Below are 20,943 nucleotides of genomic sequence, written 5' to 3' on the forward strand. Positions count from 1 at the left end.
ACCGAGCCTATTCACCAGGAACACATGATGTGTTCCCGGTTCAGAGGCTCTTGCCCGTCGGACGTGAAGTCCGCCGTGCATCCTGAACCCGGCTTTCCGCTTCCACTAAGCGGGTGCTCAGCCGCCCTATGCGCTCCCGGGAGGCACAAAAGAACCCGGCGGTGCGGATTATCCCGAAACATCGCCACTCCCCGGCTGCTTTGCAGCGTGCATACTCTGGCCCGGGGAAGAACCGTCTTTGCAACAGACCTCTCCGGCTCTTTCCTGTGTTTAACAGAATTCTTTATTTCCAATCAAAACGGGTCAGATGCCCTTCCAGCTGCATATGGTCAAAATGGTTCTGGCGAAGGGCTTCGTATAATACAATGGACACCGAATTGGCAAGATTTAATGAACGTATCGTGGGAAGCATGGGAATGCGGATGGCGGTCTCCTGGTTGTCCAGGAGGATCTCCTCCGGTATTCCGCCGCTCTCTTTTCCGAACATGAGATAGCAGTCCGGTTCGTATTGGACTTCTGTGTACACATAGGGCGCTTTGGTCGTGGCCATGTACACTTTGGCTCCCGGATTCCGGTCGCAGAAGTCCTGATAATTGACGTAACGGGTAACATCTAAGTGCTCCCAGTAGTCCATGCCGGCACGGCGGATGGACTTTTCGTTCAGCCGGAAGCCCAGCGGTTCGATCAAGTGCAGCCGGGTTCCGGTGGCCACGCAGGTACGGCCAATATTGCCGGTATTGGAAGGAATTTCCGGCTCAAATAGAACTATATTTAACTTTGCCATGTTTGTATCGTCCTTTTTAACGGCTCTGTTCTGCGCGCAGACGCTCAATGAAGGTGCGCAGACGGCCGATCGCGCACTTCAGATTCTCCAGGGAATAGGCGTAGGAAATACGCAGGTAGCCTTCTCCGCAGTCGCCGAACGCGGTGCCCGGTACTACCGCCACTTTTTCCTCCTGCAGGAAGCGGGTGGCGAACTCGTCGGATGTCATGCCGAATTCTTTGATACAGGGGAATATGTAGAAGGCTCCGAAAGGCTCGAAGCATTTCAGGTTCATTTCACGGAATTCGTGGATCAGGAAACGGCGGCGCTGGTCGTAGGCTTCACGCATTTTCGCCACTTCCTCGTCCCCGCTCTTTAATGCCTCTACGGCCGCGTACTGGCTGGTGGTAGGCGCGCACATGATGGCAAACTGATGCAGTTTGATCATCTGCTCGATAATATTGGCCGGGCCGCAGGCGTATCCCAGTCTCCACCCCGTCATTGCATAGGCTTTTGAGAAACCATTGATCAGAATGGTGCGTTCTTTCATTCCGGGGAATTCTGCGATAGAGACATGATCCCCGTGGTAGCTTAACTCCGCGTAGATTTCATCGGTCATGACAATCAGATCGTGCTCGATTATCAGATCCACGATATCGGCCAGATCCTCTCTGGTCATAATAGCCCCGGTAGGATTATTGGGAAAAGGCAGGATCAGCACCTTGCTCTTCGGACTCAAATGCGCTTCCAGATCCGCCCGGGTAAGCTTGAACTGATTCTCTTCCTTTAATTCGATCGGTACGGGAACACCGTCCGCCATGACGGTGCAGGGCAGATAGGACACAAAGCTTGGCTGCGGAATCAGCACTTCATCGCCCGGGTTTAGCACACAGCGCAGGCCGATGTCGATGGCCTCGCTTCCGCCGACCGTTACGATGGTTTCCTTGTTGGGATCGTAGGTAAGGTTCATCCGCCTTTTCAGATAGCGGCAGATCTCTTCCTTCAGTTCTTTTAAACCGGCATTGGACGTATAGAAGGTCCGTCCCTGTTCCAGGGAATAGATCCCCTCGTCCCGGATAAACCACGGAGTATCAAAATCCGGTTCCCCTACACCCAGCGATATGGCATCTTCCATCTCCGTAACAATGTCAAAAAATTTGCGGATGCCGGACGGAGCGATATTTACAATTTTTTCGGATAATGGATTTTTCACGGTGATACTAACATCCTTTCATCTTTTGACATTTTTCCTATTATGGTTCCATGGTCTTTGTATTTCTTTAAAATAAAGTGGGTGGCTGTGCTCAGTACGGAATCCAGCGTCGATAACTTGTCGGACACGAACTGGGATACATCCCGGATCGATTTTCCTTCCAGGATGACTAACAGATCGTAGCCCCCGGAGATCAGATATACGGTGTTCACTTCCGGATAATTGAAAATTCGCTCCGCGATCTTGTCAAATCCCTGGCCCCTCTGAGGGGTCACCTTCACTTCAATCAGAGCGGTCACTTTATCCGTGTCCGTTTTGTCCCAGTCGATCATCGTGTGGTATCCGCATATGATCTTTTCCCGCTCCATGGCTGCCAGCTCATCGACTACGGCCGCCTCGTCAACTCCCAGGATAATGGCCAGTTCTTTCAGATCAAACCGGCTGTTTTTTTCAATAAAAGCTAAAATCTTCTCTCTCATGTTTTCCTCCAATCGTGCGTTTTTTTGCACATATAGGTATGGGTGAACTGTCTTTTCGTTCAACCGTTCCTCCAATCGTGCTTTTTTTTGCACATATAGGTGTTACCTATACCTCATAGATTCGATACAACTCATCCGTCTTGGGACGCTCCAGATATGTGATTTCACCCTGATTGCGGACAATCCGGGCCTTGCCTTCCGTCACCTTACCGATCACGGCAGCCGGAATCCCCTCCTGCTTTAATGCGCGGACCAGGCCGTAACCGTCCGGGCCTGTCATCAGCATACAGCCGCTGGAGATCAGATAGTACGGATTCAGGTCAAAATATTCGCAGATCTCGATCGTCTCCTGACGGACCGGGATTTCCATCAGGTCAATGTCCAGTCCGACGCCAGATGCTTCCGCCAGCTCCCAGAGGGCCCCGTAGATTCCTCCCTCCGTCACATCATGCATGGCGCTGACGCCGGACTTAAGCGCGGCAGCCGCATCCCTCACCACGGAAATATATTGATCAAACTCCCTGGCCGTCCGGATCATCTGTTCCGGATACCGGGCCAGCAGCTGGGCTTCTTTTTCCTTCGCAATGATCGCCGTTCCCTCGATGCCGATCCACTTGGTTACCACCACGTCATCGCCGGGCTTTGCCCCGCCGGTGGTGACCAGCCTGTCTTTTTTCACTTTTCCCACCCCGGTTACGGTAATTAACGGCTGCTGTACGGCTCGGGTCACTTCCGTATGGCCGCCCATTACCTGGATGTGGAGTTCCTCGCAGACTTCCTCCACCTGAGCCATTATCCCGCGGAGCGTCTCCTCTTCCATATCTTCCGGGAGAAGCGCCGTCAGCAGGATTCCCACCGGCTCGGCTCCCGCGGAGGCCAGATCGTTAGCCGTGACATGCACGCACAGACGCCCTACATCCTGAACTGTCCCGGTAATCGGGTCCGTGGACAGCACAAACACCTCATCCGGTTCCAGCTGCATCACAGCGCAGTCCTCTCCCACGCCGGCCCCAACCAGGACCTCAGGCCTCTTTGTCTTGATTTGCTTGAACACGGAACGCTTCAATACAGATTCCGGCACTTTACCTATCTTCATAGTTTCCTCCATGTGTGCGGTTTTTTGCACATACTTACAGACAGTATAGGAATGGAAGTCTGAGTACGGGATGCGTACAATCAGACTTCCTCTGCCTGTCTTTCTCAATTTTAAACCAAGCCGGTTACTCTCCGCCTCCGATGCCCAGCACTGCGTTCAGATAAGCTTCATCACTGACCGCGACCGCATCCTGCAGCTGCTGCGCCAGATTCCCATCCTCGGTGGCCAGACCGATGGTAATATATTTTGGCGACGGCTGGTATTTACTCTTATTGAAGATTTCTCTCGAAACCTCGGTTCCGTTTTCATAGACAACCTTCCACAGCTGCGCGGTACAGCCTCTGTGCGCGGACTGGGTAGTCTTCTTATAGCCGGCCGGAAGCGCGGGATCACCGATAATCCTGGTTCCCGGATCTACTGTTTCCAGCGTCTCGCTGACAAATTCAATCTTCCGCGTGCTGGAACGGTATTCTTCTCCGTATATGTTAAAGGTAATGGTTTTGCCCTGGGTATAACCCTCGATGTAGATAGGGGCGTCCGTATTATTCTTAAATTTCAGATCCTTGTAGGTTCCCGCGATAGCAGCGTCCATCGACGGCTGTACATAATCGACCAGCATGGAATGCGGGGAACGCTCCGTCACTTCCAGCTCGGCGCGGATCACCGCGTTGTATAAGGTTGTCGACACCTGGCAGATCCCGCCGCCCAGACTGTCTACCACCATACCGTTCTCGTATGCGCCGGCCATCCGGTATCCATTCTTTTCTGTAAACGGGCTGACCGCCCCGTACACCGAGAACTCATCCCCCGGATAGATGACGGAGGCATTGATGTGCTTTGCCCCTGTGGATACATTGGTGACACGGTCTGAGGAAGAATTGGGAAAGCTGGTGCTGAATGTTCCCAGCAAATCCTTTACCCGGCCCAGCTGTTCCGCCGTGCCCTTGGGTTCATCCACCTCCACGGCCAGTTCCAGCTGCCCTGCCCCGTGATCCCATTCATTGCAAATATAGTCCATAATCAAATCAACGGAGGTGTCCACATCCACCTTCAGCCCCGTCTTACCGGGAATCACCTGAAACGTACTGCCATTTTTCTCTAATCCGGCGTTTTCCGCATTCACGTTGAATTTGGTGCACTCTTCTTCCACCAGTGTTTTTACGCTCTGCTCATCCGGTTCCACTCTAAGCTCATAGACCTTTTTCTCATGCTCCAGATCCTTTAAAGCCTTATAGCGCTGAACAATATTTCCCGCTTTGCCGAGGCTTAAAGCCTCATCCAGTATTTCCCCGTTGGACAGCTTCAGCCCCAACTGGCCGGCTGTCACCGTCATTTCTTCCTCATTGATCCGGAGGGTGATCTCTTCCTTGTCCAGATCCGCGATGTAGCCGTCAATCGCATCCTGGGCTTCCTGTTTCGTCATTCCTCCGGCATCGATATCTCCCAGAAATACACCTTTGTTGATGGTATCCCCGGAATCGGCAGCCGCGTAAGCTGTTTTTTCCATCGCTATGGTACAGGTCAGCGCTGCCAGTAAAACTGCGCCGGCCCCTAGTAATTTCTTTATTTTCATTCTATAATCCTCCTGCAGCACATCAGTTACGCCTTATTTCTCAGGCTTACACTACGGACAGAATCATGGGCACCACCATTGCCAGTACAACGATTATTATGATGACGCTTGCAATGATTCTTTTCGTTTTGTTATCATTGAAATTAAACAATCCTATCACCTCGTTTTGATCTTTCCGTATTCCAAAATGATCTTGTCGATCATGCGGGACGCTTCATTTTTCGTCAGGCTTTCAATTTGCAGACTTGTATCTATTTTATGATATTTTATCAAATCTATCAAGTATCGTTTTTGTGAATTTGTAATCGGTCCCTGTTTTTTAATCTGATAGACCAGAGGCCGCGGCCGAAACACCTCGGAGTGTTCCGGATAGAACTGCTCCAGAAGCTTACCATAGAGACAGCTGCTGGCCTTCGCGTCCTCAAACGCCCGGTGTTTCTTCTCCTGTGTTATATGATAGTAACCGCACAAATATTCCAAGCTTCTGCTTTCCAGATCGGGAAGCAGTTTTCTGGCTATCTTCAGGGTATCCACTCCCTGCTTGTCAAACGCCATATCGCAGTTCACCGCTGTCCTCTTAATGAAGCTGTAATCGAAAATAATATTATGTCCCAGCAGATCCAGATCTTTGCAAAAACCGATCAGCTCTCTGACCGCGTCCGCAGGCGACGCTGCGTCCGCCGTCATCGTCTCGTCGATTCCGGTCAATTCGCAGATTCTCTCAGGTATCGGAACACCCGGATTGACAAACGTCTGATATGTATCTGTAATTTTTCCGCCGATCACTTTCACCGCCCCGATCTCCAGGATGCGGTCCCTCGACGGGTTTAAGCCCGTTGTCTCCAGATCCAGGGCCACGTAATCCATTTTCATTTTATCCTCCGGGGCGCGCTTATTTTTGCCCTTTCTTTCTCTTTCCCTTGTATTCCAGACAATAGTCTCTCAAAAAGCACTCTTCGCATTTTGGGTTTCTCGCGAAACAGATGGCTCTGCCAAAGGTGATAATCTGTATATTATATAAAATCCAGTGGTCTTTTGGCAAGACCTTCATCAAATCATATTCGATTTTTTCCGGATCTTCTTCCTTCGTCAGTCCCAGCTTCCGGGAGATCCGCTTCACATGGGTATCCACAACGATACTGGGCTCGTGATAAATATTTCCTCTGATTACATTGGCGGTTTTTCGTCCCACACCGGCCAGGGAGGTCAGATCCTCCAGGGACTGGGGCACCTCCCCGCCAAACTCCTGCACCAGTCTTCTGGCGCAGGCGATAATATTTCTGGCCTTATTGTGATAAAAGCCCGTAGGCTTGATATCCTGCTCCAGTTCCTCCAGGTCCGCATACGCGAATTTTTCCAGGGTATCGTATTTCCGGAACAGATCTTTCGTCACGATATTTACCCTGGCGTCCGTGCACTGCGCGCTCAGCATCGTGGCAATCAGCAGCTGCCAGGGCGTCTCGTGGTTCAGATAACACTTATACTCCGTAGTGTATGTCTCATCCAGCAAATCCAGGATAGCTTTTGTCCTCTTAGTCATAATCGTTATCACCTATATCCTCAATCTCCAAAACCAAAGCTTCGTTGGTCAGGGGATTCTTATGTTTATAATCAAAAAGCAGCACCGTACGTCCGTCTCTCTTAGCTCCGGCTCCATTGACCGGATCATTGACCGGATACCGGAAAAACTCCAGATGCGTCATCTTGGCCAGCTGTCTGGCGTCATGCGCTTCGTAATCCGGCAGATAGCATCGCCTTTTCTCCTCCTGCCGGTAAAACTCACGGCTCTCCTGCTTCCACTGCTCCTGGGAGGGCGCCCATTTGGGACGGCTCTTTACATTTTCCCGCAGATACAGGTCAAGCAATAAAAGCTCCCGGTACAACTCTTCCCGCTCCGGGTCGGTCTTTACCGCAAACGCAAGCAGGATGTCATACTTCTGTATCCTGGACTGGCTGACCCGGTCAAATCCCTCTTCCTCGTAAAACAGCGCCAGCCCTTCATACAGCGCAAAGGGATGTTCAAAAACCTTCACCAGCTCTTCCAGGGCATGGCTAAACTGCCCGCTGTTATAATAAGTCTCCAGTACCCGTTCCACGGCCTTCAGTCTCAAAGTCTCTCCGTAGGACAGCCATCTGGTGCATAGCACCTCGTAAACAGGCTTCTTTTGATAGACCAGGCCATATTCCAAGGCCTTCTCATGCATCCACGAGCCCTTCAGCACCTTCAGGAATCCCAGCTGCAGCTGTTCCGGCCGCAGCTCATACACATCGTTGAAGGAACGGATAAAGCTCTCCATCCCTTCAAAGGGAAGCCCCGCGATCAGGTCCAGATGCTGATGAATGTTCCCCGCCCGTTTGATTTCGCGCACCCGGTCCGACACCTTTTTAAAATCCATGCTTCTTCGGATCTCCCGCAAGGTATCCGGATTCGTAGACTGCACGCCGATCTCCAGCTGAATCAGCCCCGGGCGCAAAGTCCCAAGAAGTTTCAGCTCCTCATCCGTCAGAATATCCGCCGCGATCTCAAAGTGAAAATTTGTCTTCCCCCGGTCATGCTCCGCCAGAAAGCTCCAGACCGCCATGGCAAATTCCGGCCTGCAGTTAAACGTCCGGTCCACAAACTTCACCTGAGGGACCTCATGCTCAATAAATACCAGCAGCTCCTTCTTCACAAGCTCCAAATCCCGAAACCGCAGCCGTTTATCCACCGAGGAGAGGCAGTAGCTGCAGGAAAAAGGGCAGCCGCGGCTGGCTTCATAATAGATAATCCGGTTCTGAAACCCGCTCATATCACTGTATATAAACGGAAGCCTGTTCATATCCATCGGTATTCCCGGCGGATTCACCCGGATCTTCCGGTCCTCCCCGCGCCATACGATCCCCCTCAGATCCTCAAGCTTCCCGTTTCCTTCTATATAATGTCCGGCCAGCCCCTGAAAGATCTCTTCCCCTTCACCGACCATAATCCCGGCAACTTCCGGCATCCGCTCTAACTCCTGCACCGGATCGAACGACACCTCCGGTCCGCCGAGCCACACCGGTACCTCCGGCATGATCTGCTTAACATCCGTCACCAGGTCCCTGATCAGATCCATATTCCAGATGTAGCAGGAAAAAGCCAGCACATCCGGGCAGGCCCCATAAAGCCCCGCCAGAATATCCTCCCTGTAATGATTGATCGTATATTCCCGGATCTCAATATGTTCCTCATATTCCTTTGCATACGCCTTCAGGCTATATACCGCCAGATTCGAATGGATGTATTTCGCATTCACGGCCGCCAGCACTATCTTCATCTTTTCGTTCAACCTTCATTACCCCTTAATATCATCTAAGTATATCCCATCCCCCTGCATTCCGCAATGGATATTTCCGGCAGAGCGAAGCGCCGCTTGCCATGGAACAAAAAACGGCGTATACCCTTTTGACCCGGTATGCGCCGTCTTAGTTCCCATATCATTGAATTGTATTCTGCCAGTTTAAAAATGGAATAAAAAAAGCGCGAGACGGGATTCGAACCCGCGACCCTCGCCTTGGCAAGGCGATACTCCACCACTGAGCCACTCGCGCAAAATAAAATATACAAATATAAAGTTATCAAAAGCAGGTGATGGGAATCGAACCCACGTATCTAGCTTGGAAGGCTAGTGTTCTACCATTGAACTACACCTGCATCATCCAAATAAACGGAAGCTACAGTGCCCAGAGCCGGAATCGAACCAGCGACACGAGGATTTTCAGTCCTCTGCTCTACCAACTGAGCTATCTGGGCAAAACGAATGGATGGAGAAGGATTCGAACCTTCGAAGGCGTTGCCAACAGATTTACAGTCTGCCCCCTTTGGCCACTCGGGAATCCATCCATACCAGAACCAGCGTCCTGACAGTTACATACTATACCATAGCTTTTTTTAAAGTGCAAGACATTTTTTCAAATTTATGGGATTTTAAAATAAAAGCAGGTTCTCCAGTTCCTGGTATAACTGGTTGATGTCGATGGGCTTCACCAGATAGCTGCTGATACCCGCTTCCTGAGCCTTGCTTTTGTCATCGTCGAAAGCGTTGGCCGTCATGGCAATGATCGGAATCGTCCGGGCGTCGGGACGCGCCGTCTGTCTGATCAGCCGGGTGGCTTCCAGTCCGTCCATCACCGGCATCCGGATGTCCATCAGGATGGCCATATAATCCCCCGGCGCCGAACGCCGGAACGCTTCTACGGCGAGCGCCCCGTTGACCGCCGTTTCCACTCGGATCTCCTTTTGTTCCAGCAAGGATTTGGCGATATCCAGGTTCAGCTCATTATCTTCCACCAGCAGAACCTTTTTCCCTTTCAGATGGAACTCTTGCTCTTCCATCTTTATCTCATGCGGAGCCACATGCAGATTCAAAAAGGTATCACAAATCGTGGACTCAAACAGCGGTTTGGATATGAAACAGCTGGCTCCCGCGGCCCTGGCCTCATCCTCTATACTGCTCCAGTCATATGCGGAGATTATTATAATCATGGTTTCCGTTCCCGCAAGTCTACGGATCTCCCTGGTAGTCTCTATTCCGTTCATATCCGGCATCAGCCAGTCGATCATGGCAATGTCATAGACTTTTCCGTCTTCCAGGGAGTGCCGGACCTCTTCGACCGCTTTTTTCCCGGAATCTACCCATTTCGAGACCGCACCGATGTCTTCCAGGATTAACGCGGCCTGCTCGCCGATCATCGGATCATCATCCACTACCAGTATCTGCATCCCCTTTAAAAGTTCCCTGGTCTTCCTGTCCTCTTCCGCATGTTCATCGTCTTGCGTCAGTTCAAAGGGCAGTTCCAGCCGGAAGGTGGTTCCTTTGCCTTTTTCACTCTCCACACGGATGCTTCCGCCCATCAGCTGGGTCAGATTATAGACGATGGATAAGCCCAGGCCGCTTCCCACGTTGTTTCTGGCAAAATCCCTGGATTCCTGCTCAAAGGGATGGTAGATCTTCTGCATGAACTCCCTGGACATGCCGATCCCTGTATCGCTCACAACGAACTTCAGGTAAGCGAATCCGTTGGTTCTTCTGTCCTCTTCAATGCTGATCGTAACCTCACCCCCGGCCGGGGTGAATTTCAGGGCATTGGAGAGCAGATTGACCAATATCTGATTCAGACGCAGGGCGTCTCCGATATAATACCGGTCCAGAGGCTCCTTGTGGTATACCTTATATATAAGGTCCTGTTCCCGGGCCTGAGGATAGATGATGGTATTGATTTCATTCATAAACTGCATAAAGTCGAACTTCTCATGAGAAATGTTCATCTTCCCGCTCTCGATCTTAGACATATCCAGGATATCGTTGATCAGGGATAAAAGGTACCGGGAGGACGCATCTATTTTTTCGAAGCAATCCTTTACCCGGGCCGGATTATGTAATTTTAACTGCCCAATCGTACTCATACCGATGATAGCGTTCATCGGCGTCCGGATGTCGTGGCTCATTCGGGACAGAAAATCAGATTTCGCATGATTCGCGGCCTTGGCGGATTCCAGCGCGTCCCTCAAAAGTTGTTCCTGCTTCGCCTGTTCGGCCCGCTGCTCATCCAACACTTTTAACAGGACAATGGCCAGCACGTCGTCGTTGAAGGGATTATCCACATGGATCACATGCACCGAAACCCAATGATACTCGCCGTCATCTCCCATCTGGCGGATCTCAAGATAACTTTCCTGACTGCCCTCCCGGAACCGTTGGATCAGCACCTGTCTGCTTAAGGCGTCGGCAAAGTCCGATTTATAAGACGCATACACCATATTCTTTGTAAAGGCGATCAGGTCATCAAAATTACCGTTTGGAACCGTTCGAATGATAAAATTATCCTCGATAAAGCAATCGAAGGTATTCTGCGTCAGATTCACACTCATAATTACCGGATAAGCGGTACAGATCGCCGCTCTCAGGGAACGGTTCTCCAGCAGCCGCTCTTGTTCTTTCTCCAGCTGCAGCTTCTTATTCTCCGTAATATCCACAAATACGGCCTGATTCACTTCCAGCCCATCCGTATTGATCACCCGGCCCACGGTCGCATTGATCCAGCATACGCTTCCGTCCTTGCGCCGTCCTTCCCGGTTATATGAGATCGTCTCGCCATTCAGTTTGAGGCTTTCCACGGCCTTCCTGGTCTTGTCCAGATCCTCTTTTTCCACCAGCTCAAAGGGGCTTTTGAATTTTTCCCAGTATTCCTCCCTGCTGTATCCGTAGATCTCCCAAGTCATGCGATTGGCATAAACCGTGCGGTGGCTGGGGTCCGTCGTAAACTGCAGAATTCCACAGGGGACGGTATCGTAAAGCTGTGTCAGAAACTCTGCCTGGCGTTTCACTTCCTCATCCGCCTTCTGGATCAGGAACTCCTGCTCCTTGCGCTTGGTGATGTCGGAGATGAAGCTGTAAATGACTTCCTCGCCGTCGCTGTCATTTAAAAATTTCCCCTGATCCAGAACCCAGATCGGTTCCTTATCTTTACGCAGCACCCGGTATTCTACGGAGTAGGTCTGATCCTTCGCAAGGCTTTCATCCACCTGCTTTTTCATGGGAGCAAAATCCTCTTCGCAGATAAATCCGGCGCAGCAGGAACGGCAGCTCTCCAGGCACTCTTCCATCGAATCGTAACCCAGCATCCGGCTTAAGCTCTCGCTGAGCCACTTGAGTCCATACACGCCGTCATTGTAACAGATCTGCATTCCACCCGGCAGCTGGTTCAGCATCAGATCGATCTGCCGGTCTTTTTTCTCCACCATACTCTGCAGTTCTTCATAGGTTTCCTTCGCAGCCTGAATCGGAAAAAGTTCATCCTCCCTGACTGCGGAAAACGGGAGCGAATTATGAATATGTACGATCTGATAGGTATCTCCGGCTTTCTTAAATATAAAGCTGATTCTCTGATGAACCTTCATCCTGGCCTCAAGCTCCGGCACCGTTTCCACCCAGCTCATCCCTTCACACAGATAATAGGAATCCCCCAGCGGGACCGTCACATACTCCGCATCCCACATCCGGCAGCGCAGAAGATCCCCTCTTCCTTCCCGAAAACATCTTGCGACGTTGTCTCTCCCTTCCGCTTTCTGATATTCACCGCCGCCCAGCCATACAATTTCCGGTGCAAAAGAAGAAATCAGGAATTCCACATCATTTTCGCAAAAATACATGCGCAGCAGCTTATCCGCTAATTCTTCCACTTCCTGAATTTCCTTTAACTTCATTTGATTACTCCCTTTTCTTCTTTCATCCACGTTTGTTGATAAGAAATACAAAAATTCACAAGCTCCTCAATGGGCACCGCGGGACTGTACAGATAACCCTGGAACATAGTGCAACCCAAATCCAGAAGGACATTCCGGATCTCTTCATTTTCCACCCACTCCGCCACGACCCGGAAGCCCAGATTTTTTCCCAGGCTGATAATAGAGCCCACGATCTCCCTGCACCTGGCATTGTCCACGATCTGACGTACCAGGCTGCCGTCCAGCTTCACATAGCGGAACCGGTTGGAACGCAGGTATTTAAGAGAAGTCTGGCCCATGCTGAAATCATCAATGGCCATATATATCCCATGTTCACTGAGCAGCTCGATATTTTCCCCTATACGCGGCAGATTTACCAGAGAGGTCTCCTCCGTCACTTCCAGGACCAGCTGATGATTTACGTCAAAATCCGTGGCCAGACGAATCATATCCCGGATCAGTTTTTCGCTGTTCAGCTGTTCCGCTACAATATTTGCCGATATCTGGAAATCCGCTCCCACCTTCTCCCGGATCCGGGACAGGTCACGGCATACGGCTGTCAAAATACACCAGGTCAGCGCCTCATAGCAGCCGTCCTCCCTGGCCAGGGATATGACCAGGGGCGGATACACGGTCTCCTCCTTATATTTCCAGCGCAGCAGCGCTTCCGCACCGATCACCCGTCCCTTATCATCCACCTGGGGCTGATAGCAGACCGGAACCGCTTCATTTTCCACGTCGCTTCTGAGCTGTTCCGCCATCGCCTTCGCTATCATCCCAACGCTGTCATTGCGGGACAGGTAATTCATATCGGCCCCGTCCTCTTCGCCGTTTCGGAAGCATTTCGTCAGCTCGGCCACCATAAACTGGCTGCCATCCGCCTGTATTTTCTCCCACAGCTTTACAAAAGGCAGATAAATACCGGTTCCGACGGTCAGTATGATCAACTGCACCAGCATCCCCCGCCAGGAACCCGTTGCCAGATATCCGCTGAAAAACACCGGAGTCGTCCAGGTAACCGTCTGGGACGCGGGCGGCATAAATCCGGCAGCCACTGCGGTATAGGCGATGATAAGCGAAATCACGGGCACCAGAATAAAAGGCAGGAACATCACCGGGTTCAGCACAATCGGCAGGCCGAATACAAGTATTTCATTAATATTAAACAAACCAAGGGGGGCCGCGGAGCATACCAGATTCCGGTTACTCTTAACCTTTGAGACCAGTATCAGCGCCAGCAGCAGGCAAACCGTAGTCCCGCTTCCGCCGATCACTGCAAAGTTATCCAGAAATGATTTTGAAATAATCGTGTGATCGCCTGTAAACACAGTCTGGGCGACCGTATCCAGGGCGTTCCCTCCATGAATACCAAAAATCCACAGCAGGTTCTGTAGAAAGGTAAACAGCACCCCATTCGCCAGTTCCCCATGCAGATTGCCGAAAAGCGACTCCAGCAGGGTACTGATCAGATCATTCAGATTCGCCACGTGCAGAAGCGTACCCATCAGCAGATTGCACACCGCGAATACGGCGACGCTAACCGCCATGGGCAAAATTGCGGTCATAGAACTGCGGAAATGAATATCCGCCCCGGCCGCGTAGGAACGGAACTTTCGGAAAACATTCAATTCCATGGCAAAGAACAGTTTCGTCGCCAGAATCGAACACAGCATGGCGGTAAATACCCCGATCGTTCCAAAGCTCTCTAACTCCAGGGAGCCGCTGGCCCCTCCGAAGGACGCGATAAAGCAGGCCAAAGCTGTCGTCATGGCCATCAGGCGGAGCCCCGGATTACCTGCCGCAAATTCATCGGAATAGTAATAACTGATACCCAGCACCAGATACAGGGACACAAATCCCGAGGTTGAATCAAAAATAAAGTTCATCAGACGCAGCAAAAAGCCCCCTCCAAACCCGGCAAGCCATTCCTGAAACGCCGGGATCGGGAAGCTTCTGATCAGAAGCGCAAAAGAACCGGTAAGCACGATCGGTATTACCAGCAAAAATCCCTTTTTGACCGCTGCAAATATGGTGTGATGTTCTAACGCATACATCCAGCCCTGTACTCTGTCATACATCTCTTAGTCCTCCCCAAAACGCTGTCGATAACAGTATTCTTATCATAACATATTCTTGAAAAAGAAAAAAGAAGTCTTTCGCGACTTCATTTTTCTTTTCGTGGGGATTGTCTAAAAGAGGGCCTGATTTCCTTATTTTACCAGATTCCCAGGATGTACTGCATACCCAGGCTGACGCAGGTAATGCCAACCCAGCAGCAAAATCCCATCAGGATTGGTTTCCCTCCAGTTTTTATCAGCCGGATGATATTGGTATTTAACCCGATGGCGGCCATGGCCATGACAATAAAAAATTTGCTCAGGTTTTTAAGCGGGGATGTTACGAAAGCCGGCAGGTTGAATACCGTTGTGATGACAGAGGCCAGGATAAAGAACAGAATAAATACCGGAAAAATCTGTTTGAACTGGATATTGGCCGTGTCTTTGTTTTTTTCTGTTTTTACACGGATGAACGCCAGCATGAGGGAAACCGGAATAATCGCCAGTGTTCTTGTCAGTTTTACGATGGTGGCGGCCTGCAGCGTATTGCTTCCATGGATGCCGTCCCAGGCGGAGGCGGCGGCGGTGACGGAGGACGTGTCATTGATCGCCGTTCCGGCAAAGAGGCCGAAGCCTTCGTTGCTCAAGCCCAGAAGATGGCCTAACGTGGGAAAGATCAAAGCGGCGGCGATATTAAACAGGAATATAACGGATATGGATTGGGCAATCTCTTCATCGTCCGCGCCTACTACAGGAGCGGCTGCCGCTATGGCGGAGCCGCCGCAGATCGAGGAACCCACGCCTACAAGAGCTGATATTTTGTAAGGCATCTTCATCAGCGCAAACATCAGGGCCGCGATAATCAGGGACGTGGATATGGTAGAAATGATGATGGGCAGGGACTGCTTCCCTTTTATCAGGATATCGGTCAGATTCAAGCCGAAGCCCAGCAGAATTACTGCGTATTGCAGTATTTTCTTTGATGTGAATCCGATTCCCGGCTGGACCTCTTTTTTATCCTTCAGCACAAGCGTGACGGCCATACCGATCAGAATCGCGAACACCGGTCCTCCCACAACCGGAAAAAGCGTTCCCAGAAACCAGGCCGGTACTGCGATCAGCAGACATAAAAGTACCCCTTTTGCATTCTTTTTCATAATTCTCTCCTCATTTTTCCTTTTTTCATATGGGAGAGTATATCATGGAATATTAATAAGATAAAATTATATATATTTATTATCTGATAAATATATGTTATGGTTGTAGGAGAGGTTAGTGAAAGAGGTGATGTTATGTTGGATTTTAGAATCGATACGTTTCTGAGCGTCTGCCGGCATATGAGCTATACAAAGGCAGCCGAGGAACTGCATATCACACAGCCGGCCGTCTCCCAGCATATCCATTGTCTGGAGATGGATTACCACGCGAAATTATTCCGGTACGCGGGTAAAAAACTCAGTCTTACGGATGCCGGCAGTCTGCTGTTAAATACCGCCATCACGATGAAGCATGACGATGTTCATCTAAGAGACCAGCTGCACCAGCTGCAGGCCGGGAAGACGCGTCTGACGTTTGGAGTGACTCTGACGGTAGGGGAATTCATGATCCCCCATCGCATCGCTGCCTATCTGAAAAATCATCCGAACACCTCCGTCAAGATGATCGTATCCAATACCCACGACCTGCTGGACAAGATTAACCGGGGAGAGATTGATTTTGCTTTGGTGGAGGGCTTCTTTGACAAAAGTGAATATGACTATCTGGTTTATGGCAAAGAACCGTTTATCGCGGTCACGGCTTCTGATTATCTTTTTAAAAAGCCGGTATCCTGTATTGAAGACCTGCTGGAGGAGCGGATTCTGCTTCGGGAAGCCGGCTCCGGCACCAGGGGAGTCCTGGAACGTTATCTGGAAAGCTGTAATCTAACGGTGGGCGACTTCTCCAATACCGCTGAGATCAGCAATATCCGCGCGCTCCTTTCTCTGGTAAGAGAAGGCTGCGGCATCACCTTTTTGTATGAAGCCGCAGCCAGGGAGGATCTGGACGCCGGGCGGATGCGGCGCATCCCGCTGGACGATTTCCGGATCACTCATGATATTACTTTTTTATGGCGGAAACAAAGTATTTTTAAAGATTATTATGAAAATCTTTTCCGGGAGCTGTCCTTACCGCCTGCGCAGGATCACGGCTGAAAACGGCGGCAGTTTCAATTCCATCCTGCCTTCCCGGACCCTGTACGTCTCCGGTTCCGTCGTATGGCCATCCCGGGTGGTAAGCATCAGCCGCTCCATCTCACATTCTATGGGAATTCCGGTCTCCCATACGGATATGTCCATGACCGCTTCCTCCTCCCGGTTGTTCAGGGCGATGACCATCTGCTGTTTGCGGTCGAACCTGGCGTAACTCACCATGTTCTGCTCTGCCGCGAGCAGCAGGATAGAGCCAAATGTCAGCACTTTATTTTCTCTGTGGATGCGGATGATCTCTTTGTGGAAACCGAGAAGCTCCAGATCTTCCCTTCCCCATGGATAGGATCTTCGATTGTCGGGATCGGTAAACCCGCACAGTCCCGCTTCGTCCCCATAATAAATGGTAGGCGCACCCGGCATGGTAAACTGCGCCACCACGGCTTCCCGGAATATGCCTTTATTGATCCCCTCTTCGGCCTTCTGGTGGCCCATACGGCCCACGCGGCCCACCACATGATTGGTGCGGGTCAGGAAGCGGGAATGGTCATGATTCGACAGTTCATTCATGGCCACCAGCATGGACGGCATTAAAAAATTAGACATATGGTGTTTCAACGCGCCCACCAGATTTTCCGGGTTCCCCAGCATATCGGGCCGGAATTCGTCGCTGTGCTTTTCCATTCCCGTCAAAAACCAGGTGATGGGTTCCATAAACGCGTCATAGTTCATCACCGTATCCCATTCATCGCCCTGCAGCCAGGCGCCGGGATTCCCATAATGTTCAGCCACGATCAGCGCCTGCGGATTCGCCTCCTTAACCACCCTGCGGAAGTCCTTCCAGAACTTGTGATTAAACTCACCGGTATGACCCAAATCCGCTGCCACGTCTAATCTCCAGCCGTCCGCCGAGAACGGCGGCGACACCCATTTTCTGGCCACCCCCAGCACATAGTCGTACAGTTCCCCGGATTGTTCGTAATTTAACTTCGGCAGCGTATCATGCCCCCACCATCCGTCATAGTAGGGATTATAGGGCCACTCGTGCTCGTTATTGAATTTAAAGAAATTCCGGTACGGGCTGTCCGCGGACACATAGGCGCCGGGCGCATATCCCTGCGCTCCCTCATAGATCCGCTCCCGGTCCAGCCACTTGTTAAAGGAACCACAGTGATTAAAAACCCCGTCCAGAATAATCTTCATGCCCCGTCTGTGTATCTCTTCGATCAACTGAATCAGCAGTTCATTGCTGGCTTCCAGGTTCTCCCTGTCCGTAACCCGCTGTATATATTTCGACGCTCTTGCATTGTCATTCTCCCACTCCGGCAGCGTTTCGCCCCCGTCATTTACAATAACGCCAAAATGCGGGTCCACATAATCATAATCCTGGATATCATACTTGTGGTTGGAAGGGGATACGAAAATCGGATTCAGGTAGACAACCTCCACCCCCAGATCCTGCAGATAATCCAGCTTATCCATGACTCCCTTCAAATCTCCGCCATAAAAAGATCGCACATCCATCGCGTCGGGAAGCCGGTACCAGTCATCGACTTTCTGGGTTCCCTCTTTGATATAGATATATTCCCGGTTTTCCACATCATTGGTGGGATCTCCGTTACAGAACCGGTCTACAAAAATCTGGTACATTACCGCGCCCTTAGCCCAATCCGGCGTCTTAAAGCCCGGCACGATGCTGAACATGTAATATTCCTGGAGATCCTTAGAAATCCCGCGTTCATTATAAAAGCACCGTATCCTGCCCGCATTAATCTCAAAGAAATAATGAAGCGGCTCCTTCCCTACCATTATTTCCACCTTATAGTAATCAAAGGGCCCCTCCGTCAGTTCCTTTTCCATCCGCCGACGCACCTGCCCGCTGATGAAATATACGCTGTCCACATTATTTTTCCCCGTCCGGCACCGGATCGTAACGGTTTCTCCCGGCTCCGGTTCCATCGGGTTTCGATAGGTAAGCGTCCCATCACTGAAAATCGCTTTTTTATTCAAAATGGGATTCAGGCTATTAATATATTTCTGCTTTTTCTCCAATATTTCCAAGTCTTCCAAATACATCCCAATACTCCTTTTATCTCATTATATGTCGGTTCATATTACTTCTATTCTATAGCAGAGGGCGGGTTTATGCAAACTTATTATTTTAATGGACGGGAATGGACGGGAAGAGAGCCTGGGGGCGGGGACAGCCGCTGTGGGAACGCCGGGGCATACTTGCCTTGTGCGGGAATCGCTTCGGACGGGCATAAGCGGATCTAGTTTCGAAGGGGTCAGAACCCCTTATTCGCGAACCCGGGGCAAACTCGCCAAAAAGCGGCTCAAACAGTGCCCCGGGTCCGCAGGGTTCTGATCCCTTCTCCACAAGATCCGCTAATGCCCGCCCTCAAGCGTTTCCCGCACAAGGCAAGTATGCCCCGGCGTTCCCACAGCGGCTGTCCCCGCCCCCAGGCTCTCTTCCCTGCTTTAATTCTCGCTATTTTTCTATGTTCTAAGTATTTTATGGACATTCGGCTAAGTTACTAAAGTTGTTCGGTCCTGATTCTGTTCAATTGACTTTATATAACCGAAAGACTACAATTATTCAGAAAGCTCTTCCCTGTTTATTGATTGGATTTATACCGTTAGGATCGCTCAGACTTTTACTAATCATTAAGTATTTATAGTTATTGTTTTACCTTTTTAATTTGGAAGTATGAGGGGGGCGTCTATTGAAATATTTCATTCGGGGTAAAAAATCTGTTGTTATTTTCTTGATCGGTTTTGTTGTTTTTAACTATCTTTGTTGTTTCCTACAATATTATGTAAGTTTTTCAGGTATGATACATGTTAGCAGTTCGGTTTTGGAAGGCTTGAATTTTATCTACTTTTTTATCTTTATCATATTTCTTTATTGTAACTTCATAATATTAAAACTTTCTATAGCATCAGGTAATAAAAGCATCTATTTTGTTTTTATCTATTGGCTTCTTGCATTGATTCACCAAATTTCAATTCCTCTCAATGCTTTGGTTTCGAGTTTTCATTGGTTTTCTACTAATCTGCTATTTTTATATAAAGATATTACAGTATTCATATCAACTCTCTCAGTATTTATAAACTATTCATGGGAGTTGTTTAGCATTCCTGTAGTAGTTAATATAAATTTATTTGCTTTTATAGATAGACCTTATGCAGATTATCTTTTAAGGATTTTTATCAATATATTTTTTATTGGCTACTCTGGTTATTATTCGGTCAAATTTTTTAAAAAGAAACGGAATATAAAATAGCGATACCTGGATTGAAAATACAGAGGTGTAGAATGAAAAATAGAAAAATCGCTGCGCTGTTCGTCCTATTTGTGATATTTAATATAATAATAAGATTTTATAATTACGATTCCGATATAGTGGATAATTACAAAAAAGTTGTCGGTATACTGATATTTATCGTATTTATAGTATGGAATATTGTTATCTTATACAGTTCGGTCAAATCTCAAAACTTCAGTATTTATTTTATTCCTATATACTGGCTCATAACGATTTTGGCGCAGTTTGAAAAATATGTCAGACATGCAATATATCCCATGGATCCCTCATTTGTTGAATTTACCATCAAGAGAATATATCGGTTAATTTTAGAACTCTCTGTCTTCATTAACAGTGCTGGCAAAGCGTTACATCTTACGAAAGAAATTAAAATAACTTTCTTTCGTGAGACCCTTGTCCTTCCATTAGATTTATTAATAAGATGTCTGATTTTTGGTGCTTTCTTCGTGTGTTCCGCCTACTTTTCCGTTAAAAGATATTTGAATAAAAAACATAAAATGTCTGATTGATTTATTTAAGTAGAATCCCAGCTTTTACCAAAGTAGGGAAGGCCTCTGGGGGCCGGGATGAGATGTTCCTGTTTGGGGAGGCGGGACGGTCGCCAGTCCTCCGGCGTGCTAAGGGCTGGATGCTGACTGCTGCTTAGTGAAATCCAGGCCGCAGATTCAGGAACCGGGCCACTGAACCGGGGGCTGTGGCACTCACTTAGCGCTTTTTCCGGGGGCTTCGGATGTCCGCTGCTTAGGGCTTGGAACCGTGGGCGCTATTCGGGGACGCTCCGGGCGGCCGGGTTCTTTTGTATCTCCCTGGGGGCGCATAGGGCGGCTGTGAATACGCTTAGTGAAATCGTAAAGCCGGGTTCAGGATGCACGGCGGACTTCACGTCCGACGGGCAAGAGCCTCTGAACCGGGAACACATCACGTGTTCCTGGTGAATAGGCTCGGTTCCTGAACCCGGCTTTTCGATTTCACTTAGCGTATTCCAGCGCTAGCCCTCCGCG

13 protein-coding genes and 4 tRNA genes are annotated in these 20,943 nt (G+C 49.7%); 1 reads left to right on the plus strand and 16 read right to left on the minus strand.

The features are described 5' to 3' along the window. Nucleotides 1–283: 283 nt before the first annotated feature. The 15 genes from KTH89_RS07240 to KTH89_RS07310 form a co-directional block, all read right to left on the minus strand. On the minus strand, nucleotides 284–784 hold the full coding sequence (locus KTH89_RS07240; RefSeq protein WP_158342191.1) for a tRNA (cytidine(34)-2'-O)-methyltransferase: 501 nt from the start codon (nucleotides 782–784) through the stop codon (nucleotides 284–286). Between the two features lie 16 nt (nucleotides 785–800). Further along, nucleotides 801–1,976, minus strand: coding sequence for an aminotransferase class I/II-fold pyridoxal phosphate-dependent enzyme (locus KTH89_RS07245; protein WP_158342192.1), 1,176 nt, complete (start codon nucleotides 1,974–1,976; stop codon nucleotides 801–803). Next, nucleotides 1,973–2,455: an Lrp/AsnC family transcriptional regulator gene (locus KTH89_RS07250; protein WP_158342193.1), complete on the minus strand. Its 483-nt coding sequence runs from the start codon at nucleotides 2,453–2,455 to the stop codon at nucleotides 1,973–1,975. Before KTH89_RS07250 ends, KTH89_RS07245 begins: the two co-directional genes overlap by 4 nt. Nucleotides 2,456–2,561: 106 nt before the next feature. Then, nucleotides 2,562–3,551 (minus strand): AIR synthase family protein, encoded by a 990-nt coding sequence (locus KTH89_RS07255; RefSeq protein ID WP_238721221.1) that lies wholly within the window; start codon nucleotides 3,549–3,551, stop codon nucleotides 2,562–2,564. 124 nt (nucleotides 3,552–3,675) lie between these two features. Continuing rightward, on the minus strand, nucleotides 3,676–5,124 hold the full coding sequence (locus KTH89_RS07260) for a VanW family protein (protein WP_238721222.1): 1,449 nt from the start codon (nucleotides 5,122–5,124) through the stop codon (nucleotides 3,676–3,678). Nucleotides 5,125–5,280: 156 nt separating this feature from the next. Next, on the minus strand, nucleotides 5,281–5,997 hold the full coding sequence (locus KTH89_RS07265; protein ID WP_238721223.1) for a 3'-5' exonuclease: 717 nt from the start codon (nucleotides 5,995–5,997) through the stop codon (nucleotides 5,281–5,283). 19 nt (nucleotides 5,998–6,016) lie between these two features. After that, entirely contained in the window at nucleotides 6,017–6,664 is a 648-nt protein-coding gene (nth, locus tag KTH89_RS07270; RefSeq protein ID WP_238721224.1) for an endonuclease III, read from the minus strand. After that, nucleotides 6,657–8,420 (minus strand): B12-binding domain-containing radical SAM protein, encoded by a 1,764-nt coding sequence (locus KTH89_RS07275; RefSeq protein ID WP_238721299.1) that lies wholly within the window; start codon nucleotides 8,418–8,420, stop codon nucleotides 6,657–6,659. Before KTH89_RS07275 ends, nth begins: the two co-directional genes overlap by 8 nt. Before the next feature lie 202 nt (nucleotides 8,421–8,622). Continuing rightward, a tRNA-Gly gene (locus KTH89_RS07280) sits at nucleotides 8,623–8,694 on the minus strand. A 32-nt stretch (nucleotides 8,695–8,726) separates the two neighbouring features. Continuing rightward, a tRNA-Gly gene (locus tag KTH89_RS07285) sits at nucleotides 8,727–8,797 on the minus strand. Nucleotides 8,798–8,823: 26 nt separating this feature from the next. Next, nucleotides 8,824–8,896, minus strand: a tRNA-Phe gene (locus KTH89_RS07290). 8 nt (nucleotides 8,897–8,904) lie between these two features. Next, nucleotides 8,905–8,986: transfer RNA gene (locus KTH89_RS07295), tRNA-Tyr, on the minus strand. An 84-nt stretch (nucleotides 8,987–9,070) separates the two neighbouring features. Then, a complete protein-coding gene (locus tag KTH89_RS07300; RefSeq protein WP_238721225.1) occupies nucleotides 9,071–12,349 on the minus strand; it encodes a PAS domain-containing hybrid sensor histidine kinase/response regulator in 3,279 nt (1,092 codons plus the stop codon). After that, on the minus strand, nucleotides 12,346–14,448 hold the full coding sequence (locus tag KTH89_RS07305; RefSeq protein WP_238721226.1) for a PTS sugar transporter subunit IIC/EAL domain-containing protein: 2,103 nt from the start codon (nucleotides 14,446–14,448) through the stop codon (nucleotides 12,346–12,348). The genes KTH89_RS07300 and KTH89_RS07305 overlap by 4 nt, the downstream gene beginning before the upstream one ends. A 137-nt stretch (nucleotides 14,449–14,585) precedes the next feature. Further along, nucleotides 14,586–15,584, minus strand: coding sequence for a YeiH family protein (locus KTH89_RS07310; RefSeq protein ID WP_158342199.1), 999 nt, complete (start codon nucleotides 15,582–15,584; stop codon nucleotides 14,586–14,588). A 135-nt stretch (nucleotides 15,585–15,719) separates the two neighbouring features. Between KTH89_RS07310 and KTH89_RS07315 the strand changes: the two genes are divergently transcribed. Next, complete coding sequence (locus KTH89_RS07315) at nucleotides 15,720–16,619, plus strand: LysR family transcriptional regulator (protein WP_238721227.1); 900 nt, start codon at nucleotides 15,720–15,722, stop codon at nucleotides 16,617–16,619. Here the strand turns inward: KTH89_RS07315 and KTH89_RS07320 are convergent. Continuing rightward, entirely contained in the window at nucleotides 16,593–18,689 is a 2,097-nt protein-coding gene (locus KTH89_RS07320; protein ID WP_238721228.1) for a glycoside hydrolase family 13 protein, read from the minus strand. The genes KTH89_RS07315 and KTH89_RS07320 overlap by 27 nt on opposite strands. Between the last annotated feature and the right edge of the window lie 2,254 nt (nucleotides 18,690–20,943).

Origin of the sequence: Diplocloster agilis, assembly GCF_019042275.1 — a bacterium.
Classification (GTDB): Bacteria; Bacillota; Clostridia; order Lachnospirales; family Lachnospiraceae; genus Diplocloster; species Diplocloster agilis.